The sequence below is a fragment of the Escherichia sp. MOD1-EC6162 genome (assembly GCF_002965125.1).
Taxonomy (GTDB): domain Bacteria; phylum Pseudomonadota; class Gammaproteobacteria; order Enterobacterales; family Enterobacteriaceae; genus Escherichia; species Escherichia marmotae.
Genome location: NZ_PTSB01000006.1, coordinates 122,081 through 141,433, shown reverse-complemented (window position 1 = coordinate 141,433; position 19,353 = coordinate 122,081). Strand labels below are relative to the sequence as shown.

At 50.5% G+C, this 19,353-nt stretch carries 23 protein-coding genes; 11 read left to right on the top strand and 12 right to left on the bottom strand.

Translation table 11 applies throughout. The features are described from left to right. Window positions 1-519 precede the first annotated feature (519 nt). From A9587_RS07445 to mtgA, 4 genes are all read left to right on the top strand, one after another. Window positions 520-1,449, top strand: a complete 930-nt coding sequence (locus A9587_RS07445) for a TIGR01212 family radical SAM protein (RefSeq protein ID WP_001517170.1) — start codon at window positions 520-522, stop codon at window positions 1,447-1,449. Window positions 1,450-1,544: 95 nt separating this feature from the next. Further along, a complete protein-coding gene (arcB, locus tag A9587_RS07440; RefSeq protein ID WP_000809746.1) occupies window positions 1,545-3,881 on the top strand; it encodes an aerobic respiration two-component sensor histidine kinase ArcB in 2,337 nt (778 codons plus the stop codon). 229 nt (window positions 3,882-4,110) lie between these two features. Next, window positions 4,111-4,764 carry an isoprenoid biosynthesis glyoxalase ElbB gene (gene elbB, locus A9587_RS07435; RefSeq protein ID WP_105263586.1) on the top strand — a complete coding sequence of 218 codons (654 nt, stop codon included), beginning with the start codon at window positions 4,111-4,113 and terminating at the stop codon, window positions 4,762-4,764. Continuing rightward, window positions 4,761-5,489 (top strand): monofunctional biosynthetic peptidoglycan transglycosylase, encoded by a 729-nt coding sequence (gene mtgA / locus A9587_RS07430; protein WP_000047056.1) that lies wholly within the window; start codon window positions 4,761-4,763, stop codon window positions 5,487-5,489. The genes elbB and mtgA overlap by 4 nt, the downstream gene beginning before the upstream one ends. On the opposite strand, the gene yrbL is transcribed toward mtgA, so the two are convergent. From yrbL to A9587_RS07370, 12 genes are all read right to left on the bottom strand, one after another. Beyond that, a complete protein-coding gene (gene yrbL / locus A9587_RS07425) occupies window positions 5,486-6,118 on the bottom strand; it encodes a PhoP regulatory network protein YrbL (protein WP_001517167.1) in 633 nt (210 codons plus the stop codon). The two genes, mtgA and yrbL, sit on opposite strands and share 4 nt — an antisense overlap. A 217-nt stretch (window positions 6,119-6,335) precedes the next feature. Beyond that, window positions 6,336-6,608, bottom strand: a complete 273-nt coding sequence (gene npr, locus A9587_RS07420) for a PTS phosphocarrier protein NPr (protein ID WP_000216792.1) — start codon at window positions 6,606-6,608, stop codon at window positions 6,336-6,338. Further along, window positions 6,605-7,459 (bottom strand): RNase adapter RapZ, encoded by an 855-nt coding sequence (gene rapZ / locus A9587_RS07415; protein ID WP_000243741.1) that lies wholly within the window; start codon window positions 7,457-7,459, stop codon window positions 6,605-6,607. Before rapZ ends, npr begins: the two co-directional genes overlap by 4 nt. A gap of 45 nt (window positions 7,460-7,504) precedes the next feature. Beyond that, entirely contained in the window at window positions 7,505-7,996 is a 492-nt protein-coding gene (gene ptsN, locus A9587_RS07410; RefSeq protein WP_000609336.1) for a PTS IIA-like nitrogen regulatory protein PtsN, read from the bottom strand. A gap of 117 nt (window positions 7,997-8,113) precedes the next feature. Further along, window positions 8,114-8,401: a ribosome hibernation promoting factor gene (gene hpf / locus A9587_RS07405; protein WP_001176602.1), complete on the bottom strand. Its 288-nt coding sequence runs from the start codon at window positions 8,399-8,401 to the stop codon at window positions 8,114-8,116. Window positions 8,402-8,423: 22 nt separating this feature from the next. Next, window positions 8,424-9,857 (bottom strand): RNA polymerase factor sigma-54, encoded by a 1,434-nt coding sequence (rpoN, locus tag A9587_RS07400; protein WP_000809027.1) that lies wholly within the window; start codon window positions 9,855-9,857, stop codon window positions 8,424-8,426. Between the two features lie 47 nt (window positions 9,858-9,904). Further along, window positions 9,905-10,630 carry an LPS export ABC transporter ATP-binding protein gene (gene lptB / locus A9587_RS07395; protein WP_000224099.1) on the bottom strand — a complete coding sequence of 242 codons (726 nt, stop codon included), beginning with the start codon at window positions 10,628-10,630 and terminating at the stop codon, window positions 9,905-9,907. 6 nt (window positions 10,631-10,636) lie between these two features. Next, window positions 10,637-11,194, bottom strand: coding sequence for a lipopolysaccharide ABC transporter substrate-binding protein LptA (gene lptA / locus A9587_RS07390; protein WP_000669775.1), 558 nt, complete (start codon window positions 11,192-11,194; stop codon window positions 10,637-10,639). Then, window positions 11,163-11,738 (bottom strand): LPS export ABC transporter periplasmic protein LptC, encoded by a 576-nt coding sequence (gene lptC / locus A9587_RS07385; RefSeq protein WP_000030542.1) that lies wholly within the window; start codon window positions 11,736-11,738, stop codon window positions 11,163-11,165. The genes lptA and lptC overlap by 32 nt, the downstream gene beginning before the upstream one ends. Beyond that, window positions 11,735-12,301: a 3-deoxy-manno-octulosonate-8-phosphatase KdsC gene (gene kdsC, locus A9587_RS07380; RefSeq protein WP_000030047.1), complete on the bottom strand. Its 567-nt coding sequence runs from the start codon at window positions 12,299-12,301 to the stop codon at window positions 11,735-11,737. The genes lptC and kdsC overlap by 4 nt, the downstream gene beginning before the upstream one ends. 20 nt (window positions 12,302-12,321) lie before the next feature. Then, complete coding sequence (gene kdsD / locus A9587_RS07375) at window positions 12,322-13,308, bottom strand: arabinose-5-phosphate isomerase KdsD (protein WP_001517166.1); 987 nt, start codon at window positions 13,306-13,308, stop codon at window positions 12,322-12,324. Between the two features lie 13 nt (window positions 13,309-13,321). Continuing rightward, entirely contained in the window at window positions 13,322-14,299 is a 978-nt protein-coding gene (locus A9587_RS07370; RefSeq protein ID WP_000922895.1) for a calcium/sodium antiporter, read from the bottom strand. A 209-nt stretch (window positions 14,300-14,508) separates the two neighbouring features. Between A9587_RS07370 and mlaF the strand changes: the two genes are divergently transcribed. From mlaF to murA, 7 genes are all read left to right on the top strand, one after another. Continuing rightward, on the top strand, window positions 14,509-15,318 hold the full coding sequence (gene mlaF, locus A9587_RS07365) for a phospholipid ABC transporter ATP-binding protein MlaF (protein ID WP_000438247.1): 810 nt from the start codon (window positions 14,509-14,511) through the stop codon (window positions 15,316-15,318). 7 nt (window positions 15,319-15,325) lie between these two features. Beyond that, window positions 15,326-16,108, top strand: a complete 783-nt coding sequence (gene mlaE / locus A9587_RS07360; protein WP_000925792.1) for a lipid asymmetry maintenance ABC transporter permease subunit MlaE — start codon at window positions 15,326-15,328, stop codon at window positions 16,106-16,108. A 4-nt stretch (window positions 16,109-16,112) separates the two neighbouring features. After that, window positions 16,113-16,664 (top strand): outer membrane lipid asymmetry maintenance protein MlaD, encoded by a 552-nt coding sequence (mlaD, locus tag A9587_RS07355; protein ID WP_001517165.1) that lies wholly within the window; start codon window positions 16,113-16,115, stop codon window positions 16,662-16,664. Between the two features lie 18 nt (window positions 16,665-16,682). Then, a complete protein-coding gene (gene mlaC / locus A9587_RS07350) occupies window positions 16,683-17,318 on the top strand; it encodes a phospholipid-binding protein MlaC (protein WP_000476484.1) in 636 nt (211 codons plus the stop codon). Continuing rightward, complete coding sequence (gene mlaB, locus A9587_RS07345; RefSeq protein ID WP_000004490.1) at window positions 17,318-17,611, top strand: lipid asymmetry maintenance protein MlaB; 294 nt, start codon at window positions 17,318-17,320, stop codon at window positions 17,609-17,611. The genes mlaC and mlaB overlap by 1 nt, the downstream gene beginning before the upstream one ends. A gap of 159 nt (window positions 17,612-17,770) precedes the next feature. Beyond that, entirely contained in the window at window positions 17,771-18,025 is a 255-nt protein-coding gene (gene ibaG / locus A9587_RS07340; RefSeq protein WP_010379217.1) for a BolA family iron metabolism protein IbaG, read from the top strand. A gap of 54 nt (window positions 18,026-18,079) precedes the next feature. Next, window positions 18,080-19,339 carry a UDP-N-acetylglucosamine 1-carboxyvinyltransferase gene (gene murA, locus A9587_RS07335; RefSeq protein ID WP_000357277.1) on the top strand — a complete coding sequence of 420 codons (1,260 nt, stop codon included), beginning with the start codon at window positions 18,080-18,082 and terminating at the stop codon, window positions 19,337-19,339. Window positions 19,340-19,353 lie beyond the last annotated feature (14 nt).

The following is a 19,353-nucleotide window of genomic DNA, read 5'->3' as shown; positions in this document are numbered from 1 at the left end:
GATCTCAATTACTGCATAAATATGATGAGCAGGCTGCTCATCCAGAAAGCTTCCAGCGGATTTCCAACTTATCGGTAAAGGCGACACAGGTCAAATGGCAAGCTTATTGGTATAGAAATGTGCTTTAGCGCAAAAATATTCATTAATTTATTGAAATTAAATGAAATATCTTATTTTGAATTAAAGTGGGGGGAAAAAGGAAAACGTTGAGTTCCTGACTACTATAGAGGCGTGTTAACCCTTATCCTGCCTTGAACTGACGCTTAAACCAGCATTTTATACTGCATTGAGAGATAAAGGCGTTTCATACTACTGTTTTTGTTTAAAATCCATTAGCGGATAAAAAAATCCGACGCAAGATAAGGAAAAGTAATTAATACGATATTGCATTAAATTTCAGTAATTGTGATTGAATATGCAGTTGGTAAAGGCAGGCCAGGGCGATTGATCCAGGTCATCGCGGAATTGAGCTAAAAATGGCAGGCTTTGGCCTCTTTTCAAGGCGCGGTCTATCAGATTATGCAGTTACAGAAATTAGTCAATATGTTTGGTGGAGATCTTACCCGTCGTTACGGGCAAAAGGTGCATAAACTGACGCTGCACGGTGGTTTTAGCTGCCCGAATCGTGATGGCACCATCGGACGCGGTGGCTGCACATTCTGTAATGTTGCCTCGTTTGCCGACGAAGAACAGCAACATCGTTCTATTGCCGAACAACTGGCGCATCAGGCAAATTTAGTTAATCGCGCGAAACGCTATCTGGCTTACTTTCAGGCTTATACCAGCACCTTTGCGGAAGTTCAGGTACTGCGCTCTATGTATCAGCAGGCGGTGAGTCAGGCCAATATTGTCGGTTTGTGTGTTGGCACCCGCCCGGACTGCGTACCGGATGCTGTGCTGGATCTGCTTTGCGAATATAAAGATCAGGGTTATGAAGTGTGGCTGGAACTGGGACTGCAAACCGCTCATGACAAAACGCTACACCGTATTAACCGTGGCCATGATTTCGCCTGTTATCAACGCACGACGCAACGGGCACGTGAACGCGGGCTGAAAGTGTGCTCGCACTTAATTGTCGGCCTGCCGGGTGAAGGACGCACTGAATGTCTGCAAACGCTGGAGCAGGTGGTGGAAACCGGTGTTGACGGCATAAAACTGCATCCGCTGCATATCGTGAAAGGCAGCATTATGGCGAAAGCATGGGAAGCGGGGCGTTTGAACGGTATTGAACTGGACGATTACACGCTGACAGCGGGAGAAATGATCCGCCATACACCACCGGAAGTTATCTATCATCGTATTTCCGCCAGCGCCCGTCGCCCGACGCTACTTGCCCCACTGTGGTGTGAAAATCGCTGGACGGGAATGGTCGAGCTGGATCGCTATCTTACTGAACACGGCGTGCAGGGATCGGCGTTGGGACGCCCGTGGATGCCACCTTCCTCGTAGTTAATCTGGGGAATTCCGCATTTCTCACACAATTTTCAGCGTAACTGTCAGAATTGGGTATTATTGTGGCAGGTTGTCGTGAAGGAATTCCTTAAATGAAGCAAATTCGTTTGTTGGCGCAGTACTATGTTGACCTGATGATGAAGTTAGGTCTGGTGCGCTTCTCAATGCTACTGGCGCTGGCGCTGGTGGTGCTCGCTATTGTGGTTCAAATGGCGGTGACCATGGTGCTGCATGGTGAAGTTGAAAGTATTGATGTTATCCGTTCCATCTTCTTTGGTTTGTTGATTACACCGTGGGCGGTTTACTTTCTTTCGGTAGTGGTGGAGCAACTGGAAGAATCACGGCAACGTCTGTCCCGGCTGGTGCAAAAGCTGGAGGAGATGCGCGAGCGCGATCTGAGCCTCAACGTACAACTGAAAGATAATATTACCCAGCTTAATCAGGAAATTGCCGTTCGTGAAAAAGCAGAAGCTGAATTGCAGGAAACCTTCGGTCAGTTGAAAATTGAAATCAAAGAGCGCGAAGAGACGCAGATTCAGCTCGAACAGCAATCCTCATTCTTACGTTCCTTCCTTGATGCTTCACCCGACCTGGTTTTTTATCGTAACGAAGATAAAGAGTTTTCCGGCTGTAATCGCGCGATGGAGCTGCTGACCGGGAAAAGTGAAAAACAACTGGTGCATCTGAAGCCTGCTGATGTTTACTCGCCGGAAGCCGCAGCAAAAGTCATTGAAACCGATGAGAAAGTGTTCCGTCATAATGTGTCGCTGACCTATGAACAGTGGCTGGATTATCCGGACGGGCGCAAAGCCTGCTTTGAAATCCGTAAAGTGCCGTACTACGACCGTGTAGGTAAACGCCACGGTTTGATGGGCTTTGGTCGCGACATTACCGAGCGTAAGCGTTATCAGGATGCGCTCGAACGCGCCAGCCGCGACAAAACTACTTTTATCTCGACAATCAGCCATGAGTTGCGTACGCCGCTGAACGGTATCGTTGGATTAAGTCGTATCTTGCTGGATACGGAACTCACCGCTGAGCAGGAAAAATATCTCAAAACTATCCATGTTTCCGCCGTCACATTGGGGAATATCTTCAACGATATTATCGACATGGATAAGATGGAGCGGCGTAAAGTTCAACTTGATAACCAGCCGGTTGATTTCACCAGCTTTCTTGCCGATCTGGAAAACCTCTCCGCATTACAGGCACAGCAAAAAGGGCTGCGTTTTATTCTGGAACCGACGCTGCCGTTGCCGCATCAGATCATTACCGACGGCACACGTTTACGCCAGATCCTGTGGAACTTAATCAGTAACGCCGTCAAATTCACTCAGAAGGGGCAAGTGACCGTTCGTGTGCGTTATGACGAAGGGGGCATGTTGCATTTTGAAGTGGAAGATTCTGGCATCGGTATTCCGCAGGATGAACTGGATAAAATTTTTGCTATGTATTACCAGGTGAAAGACAGCCACGGCGGTAAACCTGCCACCGGCACCGGTATTGGTCTGGCGGTTTCTCGTCGGCTGGCGAAAAATATGGGGGGGGATATCACCGTCACCAGCGAACAAGGGAAAGGTTCAACCTTTACTTTGACGATCCATGCACCGTCGGTGGCGGAAGAAGTGGATGATGCGTTTGACGAAGATGATATGCCTTTACCGGCGCTGAATGTGCTGCTGGTAGAAGATATTGAACTGAACGTTATTGTTGCACGCTCGGTGCTGGAAAAGCTCGGCAATACTGTCGACGTAGCGATGACCGGTAAGGCGGCGCTGGAGATGTTTAAACCTGGCGAATACGACCTGGTGTTGCTGGATATTCAGTTACCGGATATGACCGGGCTGGATATCTCTCGTGAACTGACGAAGCGTTATCCGCGCGAAGATTTACCGCCGCTGGTGGCTTTAACTGCCAATGTGCTGAAAGATAAACAAGAGTACCTCAATGCCGGAATGGATGATGTGCTGAGTAAGCCGCTTTCTGTGCCGGCGCTAACTGCGATGATCAAGAAATTCTGGGATACCCAGGATGATGAGGAAAGCACGATGACGACAGAAGAGAGCGGTAAATCGGAAGCATTGCTTGATATTCCTATGCTGGAACAGTATCTCGAACTTGTAGGGCCGAAGCTGATCACTGACGGGTTAGCGGTGTTTGAGAAAATGATGCCGGGTTATGTGAGCGTGTTGGAATCGAATCTGACGGCGCAAGATAAAAAAGGCATCGTCGAGGAAGGTCACAAAATTAAAGGTGCGGCGGGGTCAGTGGGGTTACGCCATCTGCAGCAGCTTGGTCAGCAGATCCAGTCTCCCGATCTTCCTGCGTGGGAAGATAATGTTGGTGAATGGATTGAAGAGATGAAAGAAGAGTGGCGTCACGACGTAGAAGTACTGAAAGCGTGGGTTGCGAAAGCTGCTAAAAAATGACCCCGGCTAGACCGGGGTGCGCGAATACTGCGCCAACACCAGGGAAATCTTGGCTGCGCCGTAAATTATTATGATGAGTTACAAGGGCGCAGCACTGTTTTTCAGGCCGCACGCAGTTAAGATAGCAAATCTTAAATGATTTGTTACATGAATCAGTTAAATGTGTGATGCGTAGCATTCTTATTAAAAAGATTAATGTGTTTCAGTCAGTTGCGAAAGGATGATCACAATGAAGAAAATTGGCGTAGTTCTGAGCGGGTGCGGTGTCTATGACGGTTCTGAAATCCATGAAGCGGTTTTGACGTTATTAGCAATTTCACGCAACGGTGCGCAGGCGGTCTGCTTTGCGCCGGATAAGCAGCAGGTTGATGTTATCAACCATTTAACTGGCGAGCCGATGGCGGAAACGCGCAATGTGTTGATTGAAGCAGCACGTATAACGCGTGGTGAGATCCGTCCTCTGGCTCAGGCCGATGCCGCCGAACTGGATGCGTTGATTGTGCCTGGTGGTTTTGGTGCGGCGAAAAATTTAAGCAATTTTGCCAGCCTTGGCAGTGAATGCACCGTTGACCGTGAATTAAAGGCGCTGGCGCAAGCGATGCATCAGGCAGGTAAACCGCTTGGCTTTATGTGCATTGCCCCGGCGATGCTGCCTAAAATTTTCGATGTCCCGCTGCGTTTGACCATTGGCACAGATATCGATACCGCAGAAGTGCTGGAAGAGATGGGCGCAGAGCATGTGCCGTGCCCGGTCGATGATATCGTTGTTGATGAAGACAATAAGATTGTCACTACACCAGCGTATATGCTGGCGCAGAACATTGCGGAAGCGGCGAGCGGCATTGATAAGCTGGTTTCCCGCGTGCTGGTTCTGGCTGAATGAGTAAAAGCCGCTTAACGGCGTTCGGTTTCGTCCGCCGTTTTCTTCTGCGGTTAGTGGTTGCCCTTGCCGTGTTCTGGGGTGGGGGCATCGCGTTGTTTAGCATAGCGCCAGTTCCGTTCTCGGCGGTAATGGCTGAGCGTCAGGTGAGTGCCTGGTTGCATGGTAACTTTCGTTACGTGGCGCATTCTGATTGGGTTAGTCTGGATCAAATCTCGCCGTGGATGGGGCTGGCGGTGATTGCCGCAGAAGATCAGAAATTCCCCGACCATTGGGGCTTTGATGTGGCTTCTATTGAGAAAGCGCTGGCGCACAATGAACGCAATGAAAACCGCGTTCGCGGCGCATCAACAATTTCACAGCAGACAGCCAAAAATCTCTTTTTATGGGATGGGCGTAGTTGGGTACGAAAAGGGCTGGAAGCCGGGTTAACATTGGGGATAGAAACGGTCTGGAGCAAAAAGCGTATCCTGACGGTTTACCTGAATGTAGCCGAATTTGGTGAAGGGGTATTTGGTGTTGAAGCCGCAGCGCAACGTTATTTCCATAAACCTGCCAGCAAACTCACCCAGTCGGAAGCGGCGTTACTGGCTGCAGTATTACCCAACCCACTCCGTTTCAAAGTCTCTGCACCATCAGGCTACGTGCGTAGCCGTCAGGCGTGGATTTTGCGGCAAATGCATCAATTAGGCGGTGAGTCGTTTATGCGACAACACCAACTATATTAAGCTTCGTGCGAAGTGAGTGAGAGTTTCTTGTTCTCACAAGATAGCGTCTCTTTCTGCAGCGCAACAGCTAGCGCGGGTTGCGCGATAAAACGTTGCCACAATCGCTTTTGCTTACGTTGACAACACCACTTCGACCAGGTCGCCAGCGGAATCCACGTGCTTTCACCAATGTTGTCACAGACGACGGGAATAATTTCTGACTCGCTGATACGGTGGCAGAGGATATTCTGCGGCTTCAGCGACATCGTCACGATGCGATTATCCTGCAAATAACGCTTCAGGTGTTTCAGTAACTGGCGCAGTTGCGCGATATCTTCTTCGTAACGGCATTGTTTAGCAAATTCGGTCAATGTAATAGACGGCTTGCCATCAAAATCGGCAATGACATCGTAGACATAACCGGTTCCGCAATCAGTCTCAACTGTACCGTGATAGCGTGGAATACCGCTCCAGTCTTTCAAACGACGACCAAGGTGCGCATAGTACTTTAACTCGCGGCGGATCTCTTTATCGCCACCGTCGCCACGGTGGTAGACAATCTTGATACAGCGTTGGGCATCTTCCGGATGCGCGTAACATTTCCGATGTCTTCCGGTGCCCAGGGGACTTTGTTCAGATAAGCGAATCATGCCATCTCCTGGAAATATTTTCTGACAGTCTCCAGTATGGGGGCTTAACTTAAACGAAACCTAAACAAGGCTTTTTAAGGTTTTCTTAAGGTTTTGTGTGTATGAAAAAGCGCACGAAATGTACAAATGACGTTCATTGATGACGATTTCAGTACGCGCTTTTCTTATTGCCCTGAAGGGCTGAGGAGGGGGAATTTAAATGTCAGAGGGATGAAGATTAATCTTCATCGAAACCGGAATTAAAGAGAGCAATAACCGCAGCCAGCGCTTCGACTTCCTGTGGGCCTGTCGCTTCGACTTCAATCTGTCGTCCTTTGGCAGAGTCCAGCATCAAGAGCGCAATAACGCTGTTGGCTTCAGCCTCGGTGCCTTCGTCATTACGTAACAGCACTTCAGCGTCAAAACCTTGCATTAATTCAAAGAGTTTCATAGCAGGCCGGGCATGCATGCCCAGCTTGTTAGTGATTTCGACAGTTTGCTTGACGGTCATGGTTTGCGTTTTTCCAGCGTGCGATGGCGTGACTGGACGTTTTTACCGCGTGAGCGGAAGTAGTCTGCCAGTTGTTCTGCAATATACACCGAACGGTGCTTCCCGCCAGTACAACCAATGGCGACCGTCAGGTAGCTACGGTTGTTGGTTTCCAGCATAGGTAACCATAGCTCAAGATAGCTGCGCGTCTGGTAGATGAAATTGTGTACTTCTGTGTGACGGTCGAGGAACGCAGCGACAGGTTTATCAAGGCCGGTCATCGGACGCAGTTTCGGGTCCCAGTGCGGGTTCGGCAGGAAACGCACGTCAAAGACATAATCCGCATCAATAGGAATGCCGTGCTTGAAGCCGAAGGACTCAAAGACCATCGTCAGTTCACGCTCGCGTTTACCCAGCAGACGGGTACGCAGCATTTCCGCCAGCTCGTGAACGGACATTTCTGACGTATCGACAATCAAATCCGCCCGCGAACGCAGTGGCTCCAGCAGATCGCTTTCTTTGTCGATAGCGCTCTCCAGCGACAGATTTTTACTGGAAAGTGGGTGCAGGCGGCGCGTATCGCTGTAACGGCGTATTAACGTGTTACGGTCGGCATCCAGGAACAGCAGTTGCGGTGAGAAAGCATCAGGCAGGTTGCTCATCGCCTGTTCGAATATTTCTGGCGACTCCGGCATATTACGAACATCAATGCTGACGGCGGCAGAAATCTCGCGATCGGCCAGGGTACGGGCCAGATCGGGTAACAACACCACGGGAAGGTTATCCACGCAGTAAAAACCCATATCTTCCAGCGCACGCAGGGCGACAGATTTACCTGAACCCGAACGTCCACTGACGATCATCAGTACCATGTACTGTTTCTCCTCACAACGTCTAAAAGAGACATTACAGAATAACTACGCTTCATCCGGAGTACCTTCGGTATCCGTAATGATTTGATACAGCTCTTCATCGCTTTGGGCTGCGCGTAAACGGCGGCAGATGGTTTTGTCCGCCAGACGTTTCGCCACCAGCGAAAGAGTATGCAGATGCGTTTTGGTTTGGTCAGCCGGTACTAGCAGGGCAAAAAGCAAGTCAACCGGTTGGTTATCGATGGCATCAAAAGCGATAGGCGTTTCGAGCTGAACGAAAACGCCAACAGCACGCAGAGTATCTTCTTCCAGTTTGCCATGCGGAATTGCAATACCATTACCAATACCGGTACTGCCCATTTTTTCCCGCGTCAGGATAGCTTCAAAAACCACCTGAGGCGGCAGGCTAAGTTGTTTCGCCGCCAGTTCGCTGATGATTTCCAGTGCGCGTTTTTTGCTCTGGCAGTGGACGCGGCTTCGCGTACATTCCCTGTTAAGAACACTGCTAAGCTGTAGAGTTGTATCATTATTTATCATAATTTCACCTAAGAGCCTGTCCACTCAAACAGTGGAACAGGCTCGGAGCATTAACCGTACAAATGGCCCGTTGTGCCACACAACAGGCCACCATGCACTTGCTAATCGCCCGGACAATTAGTGTTGTTTCAATTTATCTTTATGTTTGGTCAGTTGGCGTGCCAACTTATCGATTAAGCCATCAATGGCAGCGTACATGTCCTGACCTTCCGCGCTGGCATGAATTTCGCCACCGTTTACATGCAGTGTTGCATCTGAGGTATGGGTGACTTTCTCCACTTTCAGAACAACATAGACCTGGTTGATTCGGTCAAAATATTGCTCAAGTTTGGCAAATTTTGAGGTAACAAATTCTCGCAGGGCCTCGGTGATCTCGACGTTATTTCCGGTAATGTTGAGCTGCATAGTGTCTTCCTTATCGGTTGGGTCAAACGAGCTGTTTACGCTGGTTTGACGGCGGAATGGATAAAGACTCTCGGTACTTCGCAACAGTGCGGCGTGCCACCATGATACCTTGTTCCGACAGCAAAGAAGTTAACTTGCTGTCGCTCAACGGTTTCGCTGGGTTTTCCGCCGCGATTAATTTTTTCACCAGCGCGCGAATCGCCGTGGACGAGGCTTCGCCGCCGCCCTCGGTATTGACGTGACTGGAGAAAAAATACTTCAGTTCAAAAATGCCTCGTGGACTATGCAGGTACTTTTGCGTGGTCACGCGAGAGATCGTCGATTCATGCATTTCGACAGCCTGAGCGATATCTGCCAGTACCATCGGTTTCATATATTCTTCGCCTTGCTCAAAGAAGGCTTGCTGCTGTTCAACGATACAGCGACTCACGCGCAGTAGCGTATCGTTACGGCTTTCCAGACTCTTAATCAACCATTTGGCATCCTGCAGATTGCTGCGGATAAACTGGCTATCGCCATCATTGCGTGTGTTATTACACATTGAGGCGTAGTGCTGGTTAATTTGTAGCCGTGGAATGCTGTCGCTGTTGAGTTCAACCGTCCATTGACCGTTATGCTTGCGTACCAACACATCTGGAATGACATATTCCGGTTCGCCGGTCTGGATCGATTGACCAGGGCGAGGATCGAGCGACTGGATCAAGTTGACGGCTTCTTTCAGCACATCTTCTTTCAGGCGTGTTACGCGCATCAGTGTGCGGAAGTCGTGATTTGCCAGCAGATCGAGGTGATCGCTAATGATGAGTCTGGCCTCTTCCAGCCACGGCGTAGTTTTGTCGAATTGGGAGAGTTGGATCAGCAGACAGTCACGCAGATCTTTCGCTGCCACGCCAACCGGATCAAAGCGTTGGATTCGTTTGAGGACAGCTTCAACTTCATCGATGTCGATCTCTTCATCGCCCATACTTTCGAGAATATCTTCCAGTGGAACGGTGAGATATCCCGTGTCATCAACGGCATCGACAATCGAGGTGGCGATGGCGCGGTCAGTGTCAGAAAATGGCGTCAGCTCAACCTGCCACATCAGATAATCCTGCAAGGTCTGCGTCGTTTCGCCCTGATAGACCGGTAGCTCGTCGTCGATGTAGTCACCGCTGGTGCCGGATGGCGTACCGGCGGTGTAGATGGTATCCCAACTGGCATCAAGCGGCAGTTCTTCCGGCATCTCTTTTTGTTCGAGCGCGTCAGCAGTGTCTAACGTTTCGCTGTCTGGCGTTTCGTGAGTGTCGATTTCATCATGAGTGTCGATTTGCTCAAGCAGTGGATTACTTTCCAGCGCCTGCTGCAGCTCCTGTTGAAGTTCCAGCGTGGACAACTGCAACAGACGAATTGCCTGTTGTAGCTGAGGCGTCATCGCCAGTTGCTGGCTAAGCCTGAGTTGCAAACCTTGCTTCATGTTCAGAATCGTACTCTCCTGCTAAAACGTCGCGAGCTTCTACCCTATCAGAGTCTGAAGTCTTCCCCAAGGTATACACGCTTAACATGTTCGTCTTGTAAGATTTCTGTCGGCGTGCCGTGGGCGATTAAATGTCCCTGACTGACGATATAAGCACGTTCACAAACAGCCAGCGTTTCACGCACGTTGTGGTCGGTGATAAGTACACCCAGGCCGCTGTCGCGTAAATGCTCAATGATGCGTTTAATGTCGATGACTGAGATCGGGTCAACCCCGGCAAACGGTTCATCGAGCAGGATAAATTTCGGATTTGCAGCCAGCGCGCGGGCAATTTCTACACGACGGCGTTCACCACCGGAGAGCGATTGACCCATGCTGTCGCGCAGATGCTCAATGTGAAACTCTTCCATCAATTCGTTCGCACGATCTTCACGTTGTTCAGCGGATAAATCGTCACGAATTTGCAGTACTGCCATCAGGTTATCGTAAACGCTAAGACGGCGGAAAATTGAAGCTTCCTGCGGCAGATAGCCGATACCGCGACGCGCGCGTGCATGCAGCGGCAGCAGGCTGATATCGTCATCATCAATAATGATGTTGCCCGCATCGCGCGGCACAATACCGACGACCATATAGAAAGTGGTGGTTTTACCGGCACCGTTTGGCCCCAGCAGCCCGACAATTTCCCCGGAGTTAACGGTCAGGCTGACGTCTTCCACCACGCGGCGACCCTTGTAGGCTTTTGCAAGGTTCTTTGCTGTTAATGTTGCCATAACGAATTAATTACCCTTCTTCTGCGCCGGGGTCTGGCCTTTGTTGTTTTTGTCCTGCAACTGCGACGGCACCAGAACGGTGGTTACGCGCTTGCCTTTATCGCTGAAAGCCTGCATTTTCTGCTCTTTCACCAGATAAGTAATTTTATCGCCCGTTATATTGCTATCGACCTGCTGCAGATAAGCATTACCGGTCAGGATGACAAAATCTTTCGCCAGTTCGTAATGCATCTGGGAAGCGTGACCTTCGACTGGTTTACCGTTGTCCTGCATCTGATAGAACGTTGCCGGTTTACCGTAGCCGTCAATCACTTCTTTACCTTGTTCGCCGCCCGGACGAGTAACGACCACTTTATCGGCATTAATTTTGATGGTGCCCTGGGTAACGATGACATTACCGGTAAAGGTGACCACGTTGCCTTGCATATCAAGAGATTGCTGATCCGACTCAATGTGAATCGGCTGGTCAGTGTCTCCGGTAACGGCAAATGCCGGAATACTGGCGGCCAGAAGTGAGCTGGCAAGCACAAGATTAAGGCTGAGTTTGTTTGTTTTGAATTTCATAGGATGTTCTAACCTTTTCAATCAGCTCGGCGTTCTTGCTGCGTAAGTTGCCGCGCATTTTCAGACCGCTGGAGTTAAATGTTGTTCCGTATAACGTGACGAGGTCTTCAGAGGTAACATCCTGCGTCACCAGATTGATCTGCGCGTTATCCGTCGTGATTCTGCGAAGTTGAGAGTCCGGCACGAGTGCGTTGACTTCAACGTGTCCATATAAATAGAGCATCCGATCATTAGTCAGCTTGGCTTTATCCGCTTTTACCGACCATGTCGGGATTTTATCCTTATCAAACGTGGTAAGTACCGGTTGCGTAAACCACGAAACGGCCTGATCGGAATAATATTCAACGTGTTGAGCAATCAATCGATAGCTTAGCGCCCCTTCAGGGTTATAGACGAGCGTGTCCGTATGCTCGCTTTTATAGGTGGGATCATTGTTGTTGACGACCACCTGGGCGGTATCGTCTTTCTCGGTCATGTTAATGCCGATCATCACCAGAACCGCCAGTGATAACACAATGATAACCCAACGTCTGGCTTTACTCATATCGATTGCCCTTTGGCTTCATCCAGTTTGCCCTGCGCCAGGAGTAATAAGTCGCAAACTTCACGAACTGCGCCACGACCACCAGCAATGCGCGTCACGTAATCAGCGCGCGGAATCAACAGCGGATGTGCATCGGCCACAGCCACGCTTAAGCCTACTTTTTCCATTACTGGCCAGTCGATGAGATCATCCCCAACGTAAGCCACGTTTTCCGGGGCGATCGCCAGTTTTTCCAGCAGATCGCTAAAGGCGATAAGTTTGTTCGACTGCCCCTGATACAAATGGGTAATTCCCAATGTGGCACAACGATCTTCTACCAGTTTAGCCTTTCGCCCGGTAATGATGGCGACTTCAATATCAGAGGTGAGCGCACAACGAATGCCATAACCGTCCCGAACATTGAACGCTTTAAGTTCTTCGCCGTTGTTGCCCATATAAATCAGGCCATCTGACAGCACGCCATCGACGTCGAGAATTAGCAGACGAATGTTCTCCGCTTTTGCCATAACGTCGGCGCTGACAGGGCCGTAACAGGTCTCAAGCGACGTACCTGCTTTGCTCATTGTTGTTTATCCTTGAATCTTTACACTACGCCTGCACGCAGTAAATCATGCATATGTAACACACCGAGTAAATGGTCGCCATCGGCAACCATTACGGAGGTGATATGGCGGGACTGCATTAAGTTCAGTGCCTCAACGGCCAGAATGCCAGGGCGCACGCGGATTCCCCCCGGCGTCATCACATCGGCAATGCTTAATTGACGGACATCCACACCCATATCGAAGACACGGCGTAAATCACCGTCGGTAAAGATGCCTTCAATCATCATATTGTCATCGCAAATGACAGTCATACCAAGATTTTTGCGGGTAATTTCCAGTAATGCATCGCGCAGGCTGGCGGTTTTTTTGACATGCGGGATCTCATCACCCGTATGCATAATATCGCTTACGCGCAGCAGAAGTTTACGACCCAGTGCGCCGCCGGGATGTGAGAGCGCAAAATCTTCGGCGGTAAAGCCGCGCGCTTTTAACAGGGCGACGGCGAGAGCATCGCCCATCACCAGCGTGGCGGTGGTGCTGCTGGTCGGTGCCAGCCCCAACGGACAGGCTTCTTTCGCTACTTTAACACACAGATGCACGTCAGCGGCACGCGCCATGCTACTCTCCGGGCGACCGGTAATGCAGATTAACGGCACGTGAAGACGCTTAAGCACCGGAATCAATGCTGCGATTTCACTGGATTCACCCGAATTAGAGATAGCAATCACCACGTCTTGTGGCGTAACCATGCCTAAATCGCCATGCGCGGCTTCGCCAGGATGGACGAAAAATGACGGAGTACCGGTGCTGGCAAAGGTGGCTGCCATTTTGCGCCCGATGTGTCCCGATTTGCCCATCCCCATAACTACGACTTTACCTTTACACCAAAACATCTTTTCACAAGCGAGTGTGAAATTCTGATTGATGTATTGATCAAGCTCCGCCAGGCATTCACGTTCAATCGCCAGGACTTCTTTACCTGCTTGCTGAAAGTCAAAACCCGGTTGCAACTCTACGTGCGACATAATGCGTTTCCAGTTATTCAACGAGTATTGGCGATAACCAGTACAACATCGCCAGCCATACGATAAATCCGCCTGTTAATAATACCCCTACGCCACGGCCAGGTTGAGGGGAGCGCCGCCAGCACAGCAACGCAAAAATAATGCTTACCAACAACATCACGCTGTAGTCACGGCTATACGCCAGTGGGTTAATCTCCCCTGGGGTAATCAGCGCCGGTAGACCCAGCACGATGACGATATTAAAAATATTCGCGCCGATGATATTACCGACGGCGATGTCGTTCTCACCTTTGCGTACACCGGCTATCGCGGTTGCCAGTTCTGGCAGACTCGTGCCGATAGCGATTGCCGTCAGACCAATAGTCAACTCGCTGATGGCAAAGTAATTTGCCAGCACGGTAGCGTTATCAATCACCATCCGCGTTGCTACTGGCATGATGATCAGTGCAATGCCGAGCCATAAAAAAGCAACGGGTAAACCACCTTCACGCGGCAGTTCTGCAAGTTGCTCCCTGGTCAGGCTGTCAGTTCCCTGACGTTCAGCCTGATGTGCAAGTTTAACAATGAACAGCAGCCATAGCACAGCCAGAAAGAGGAGAAAGATACCATCGCTGCGGCTAAGTTGTCCGTCATAGAGTACGGAACCGGCTACAACGCTGACCAATAACATTAAGGGTAATTCACGGCGCAGAACATCAGAATGGACGGTAAAAGGGCGTACCAGCGCGGTCAGACCGAGGATCAGCAATATATTGATAATGTTTGAGCCAAGCGCCGTACCGACAGCTAAATCTCGTTGTTCGTGCAGCGACGCGGCAAGTGAAACAATAATCTCTGGAAGTGACGTACCAATACTGACTACGGTCATACCAATGATCAGCGGTGGAATGCCAAAAGTGCGACAAAGAATGGAAGCGGCAAATACCAGTCGGTCGGCACTGTATACGACCAAAAGTAAACCAACAATTAACAGTGCCGTAGCTAAAAGCATCTAACGTCCTTTCTTCAGGTATACTCGCCGGTCCGCTGAAGATTTTCAGAAAGCCGTAATGGATTCTTAATTTTGACTTTATGCGGCTAAAAAGTAAAACAAATGCCAGCTTTCGCTAACCACGGCGGGTAATATTCTGTAAATATGTTGGGTTCAAGGTTAAATTGAGCGTCATGCTTAAAAAATCAACGCAAGACGAAGGGTGAATTATGGAGCAGTCTGTGGCGAATTTAGTCGATATGCGCGATGTCAGTTTTACGCGTGGCAATCGCTGCATCTTCGATAATATTTCCCTGACCGTGCCGCGAGGGAAGATCACGGCAATCATGGGGCCATCGGGCATCGGTAAAACGACGCTACTCCGACTGATTGGTGGGCAAATCGCACCTGATCACGGTGAGATCCTTTTTGATGGTGAGAATATTCCGGCGATGTCTCGTTCGCGCCTGTACACGGTGCGTAAACGCATGAGCATGTTGTTTCAGTCCGGGGCGTTGTTCACCGATATGAACGTATTTGACAACGTTGCCTATCCACTGCGCGAACACACCCAGCTCCCCGCACCATTGTTGCATAGTACGGTAATGATGAAGCTGGAAGCGGTGGGGCTGCGTGGAGCGGCTAAACTTATGCCTTCTGAACTTTCCGGCGGGATGGCTCGTCGCGCCGCACTGGCGCGCGCAATTGCCCTGGAGCCAGATCTCATCATGTTTGATGAACCGTTTGTTGGGCAAGATCCCATCACTATGGGCGTACTGGTGAAGCTGATTTCTGAGCTGAACAGCGCGCTGGGCGTCACCTGTGTGGTGGTTTCTCACGATGTGCCGGAAGTCTTAAGTATTGCGGATCACGCCTGGATTCTGGCGGACAAAAAGATTGTTGCTCACGGTAGCGCTCAGGCGTTGCAGGAGAATCCCGATCCGCGTGTCCGTCAGTTTCTGGACGGGATAGCTGACGGGCCTGTTCCGTTCCGCTATCCTGCCGGCGATTATCACGCTGATCTTTTACCAGGGAGTTAAGCCACTCATGCTGTTAAATGCGCTGGCGTCGCTTGGACATAAAGGGATTAAAACCCTGAGAACGTTCGGGCGGGCCGGGTTAATGTTATTCAATGCGCTGGTCGGCAAGCCGGAATTTCGTAAACACGCGCCGCTGCTGGTGCGTCAGCTCTATAATGTCGGCGTCCTGTCGATGCTGATTATTGTGGTTTCTGGCGTATTCATCGGAATGGTGCTGGGTCTACAAGGTTATCTGGTTCTGACCACCTATAGTGCGGAAACCAGTCTGGGGATGCTGGTGGCGTTATCGCTGCTGCGTGAACTGGGGCCGGTGGTTGCCGCGTTGCTGTTTGCCGGACGCGCCGGTTCGGCGTTAACTGCTGAAATTGGTTTGATGCGCGCCACAGAACAACTCTCCAGTATGGAGATGATGGCGGTCGATCCGCTGCGTCGGGTTATTTCTCCACGTTTCTGGGCTGGGGTTATTTCATTGCCGCTGCTGACGATTATTTTCGTCGCCGTGGGGATCTGGGGCGGATCATTGGTCGGCGTTAGCTGGAAAGGTATTGATAGCGGATTCTTCTGGTCGGCAATGCAAAACGCCGTCGACTGGCGTATGGATTTGGTCAACTGTCTGATTAAGAGCGTGGTGTTCGCCATTACGGTGACGTGGATTTCGTTGTTTAACGGTTACGACGCTATCCCGACTTCTGCCGGGATTAGCCGGGCAACCACTCGCACCGTTGTCCACTCGTCTCTGGCTGTTCTGGGGCTGGATTTTGTGCTGACCGCATTGATGTTTGGGAATTGAGTTCATGCAAACGAAAAAAAATGAAATTTGGGTGGGAATCTTTTTATTAGCAGCACTGCTGGCGGCGCTGTTTGTTTGCCTGAAGGCGGCAAACGTGACGTCAATACGTACTGAACCAACCTACACGCTCTATGCGACGTTCGATAACATCGGCGGTCTGAAAGCGCGCTCTCCGGTTAGTATTGGTGGCGTTGTAGTCGGTCGGGTGGCAGATATTACGCTGGATCCAAAAACCTATTTGCCACGCGTGACGCTGGAAATTGAACAACGTTATAACCACATTCCTGACACCAGTTCGCTGAGCATTCGTACTTCCGGTCTGCTTGGGGAGCAATATCTGGCGTTAAACGTCGGTTTTGAAGATCCCGAACTGGGTACTGCTATCCTGAAGGATGGCGATACAATTCAGGACACCAAGTCTGCGATGGTGCTGGAAGATCTCATTGGTCAGTTCCTTTACGGTAGTAAAGGCGATGACAATAAGAATAGTGGCGATGCGCCAGCTACTGCGCCAGGTAATAATGAAACCACTGAACCTGTGGGTACAACGAAATAATTTCAGGAGAACCGACGCATGTTTAAACGTTTAATGATGGTCGCTTTGCTGGTGATTGCACCGTTGAGTGCGGCAACCGCGGCAGACCAGACCAATCCGTATAAGCTGATGGACGAGGCGGCGCAGAAAACGTTCGATCGCCTGAAGAATGAGCAACCGCAAATTCGGGCTAACCCGGATTATCTGCGTACTATTGTTGATCAGGAGCTACTGCCGTATGTGCAGGTGAAATACGCTGGTGCACTGGTGCTGGGTCAGTATTACAAGAGTGCTACTCCGGCCCAACGTGACGCGTACTTTGCCGCTTTCCGTGAGTACCTGAAGCAGGCTTACGGTCAGGCACTGGCGATGTATCACGGTCAGACTTACCAGATTGCGCCAGAACAGCCGCTGGGCGACAAAACCATTGTGCCTATTCGCGTCACCATTATTGACCCGAATGGCCGCCCGCCGGTACGTCTGGATTTCCAGTGGCGCAAAAATTCCCAAACTGGCAACTGGCAGGCTTACGACATGATTGCCGAAGGCGTCAGCATGATCACCACCAAACAAAACGAGTGGGGAACGCTGCTGCGTACCAAAGGTATCGACGGCCTGACTGCGCAACTGAAATCGATTTCTCAACAGAAAATCACTCTGGAAGAGAAAAAATAATGAGTGAGTCACTGAGCTGGGTGCAGACGGGTGACACTCTGGCATTAGCTGGAGAGTTGGATCAAGACGTACTGCTACCGCTTTGGGAAGTGCGTGAAGAAGCGATGAAGGGAATTACCTGCATCGATCTCAGTCGCGTGTCCCGCGTTGATACAGGTGGGTTGGCGTTGCTGCTCCACCTTATCAATCTGGCGAAAAAGCAGGGTCACAGCGTGACGCTTCAGGGGGTAAACGATAAAGTCTATACCCTGGCAAAGTTGTATAATTTGCCGTCTGATGTCCTGCCTCGTTAAATTTTTTCAGGCTGGATAAGGCGTTAACCGCCTGTCCAGCAAATCTGCCTGCAAGTTGAGCCTTGTTTGATACATCAGCAAGGCTTTTTGCTTATTTATGACTGCGCAACTTTGCTCTAAGATGTTTCGCTGGCTTATTAACTGATGAATGAAGATCCCATGGAAAATAATGAAATTCAGAGCGTGCTGATGAACGCTCTCTCCCTCCAGGAAGTCCACGTTTCCGGCGATGGCAGCCACTTTCAGGTTATTGCCGTGGGTGAGATGTTTGACGGCATGAGCCGGGTTAAAAAACAGCAGACGGTTTATGGTCCGCTGATGGAATATATTGCGGATAACCGCATTCATGCTGTGTCGATCAAAGCTTATACCCCTGCGGAGTGGGCGCGCGATCGCAAACTGAACGGCTTTTGAGCTATGGGCGATTTGCCGGTAGCAGATATGAATTGTTAACTGAGAACAAACTAAATGGATAAATTTCGTGTTCAGGGGCCAACAAAGCTCCAGGGCGAAGTCACAATTTCCGGCGCTAAAAATGCTGCTCTGCCTATCCTTTTTGCCGCGCTACTGGCGGAAGAGCCAGTAGAGATCCAGAACGTTCCGAAACTGAAAGACGTCGATACGTCAATGAAATTGCTGAGTCAGCTTGGTGCTAAAGTGGAACGTAATGGCTCTGTGCATATTGATGCCCGCGATGTAAATGTGTTCTGCGCGCCTTACGAGCTGGTGAAAACCATGCGCGCTTCTATTTGGGCGCTGGGGCCGCTGGTAGCGCGTTTCGGTCAGGGACAGGTTTCGCTGCCTGGCGGTTGTACAATTGGTGCGCGCCCGGTTGATTTACATATTTCCGGCCTTGAGCAATTAGGCGCGACCATCAAACTGGAAGAAGGTTACGTTAAGGCTTCCGTCGATGGCCGTCTGAAAGGCGCGCATATCGTGATGGATAAAGTCAGCGTTGGTGCAACAGTCACCATCATGTGTGCCGCAACTCTGGCAGAAGGCACTACCGTTATCGAAAACGCGGCGCGTGAACCGGAAATCGTCGATACCGCCAACTTCCTCATTACGCTGGGCGCGAAAATTAGCGGTCAGGGTACTGATCGAATAGTCATCGAAGGTGTGGAACGTTTAGGCGGTGGCGTCTACCGCGTGCTACCGGATCGTATTGAGACCGGCACGTTCCTGGTCGCTGCGGCGATCTCTCGCGGTAAAATTATCTGCCGTAACGCCCAGCCAGATACCCTCGATGCTGTGCTGGCGAAGTTGCGTGACGCCGGGGCGGACATTGAAGTGGGCGAGGACTGGATTAGCCTGGATATGCATGGCAAACGTCCGAAGGCTGTTAATGTGCGTACCGCGCCGCATCCGGCGTTTCCGACCGATATGCAGGCCCAGTTCACGTTGCTGAACCTGGTGGCAGAAGGGACTGGATTCATCACTGAAACTGTGTTTGAAAACCGCTTTATGCACGTGCCAGAACTGAGCCGTATGGGCGCGCATGCCGAGATTGAAAGCAATACCGTTATTTGTCACGGTGTCGAAAAACTTTCCGGCGCACAGGTTATGGCGACCGATCTGCGTGCTTCAGCAAGTCTGGTGCTGGCTGGTTGTATTGCAGAAGGAACTACGGTTGTTGATCGTATTTATCACATCGATCGCGGCTACGAACGCATTGAAGACAAACTGCGTGCCTTAGGTGCGAACATCGAGCGTGTGAAAGGCGAGTAATCGTCTGAAAGCTG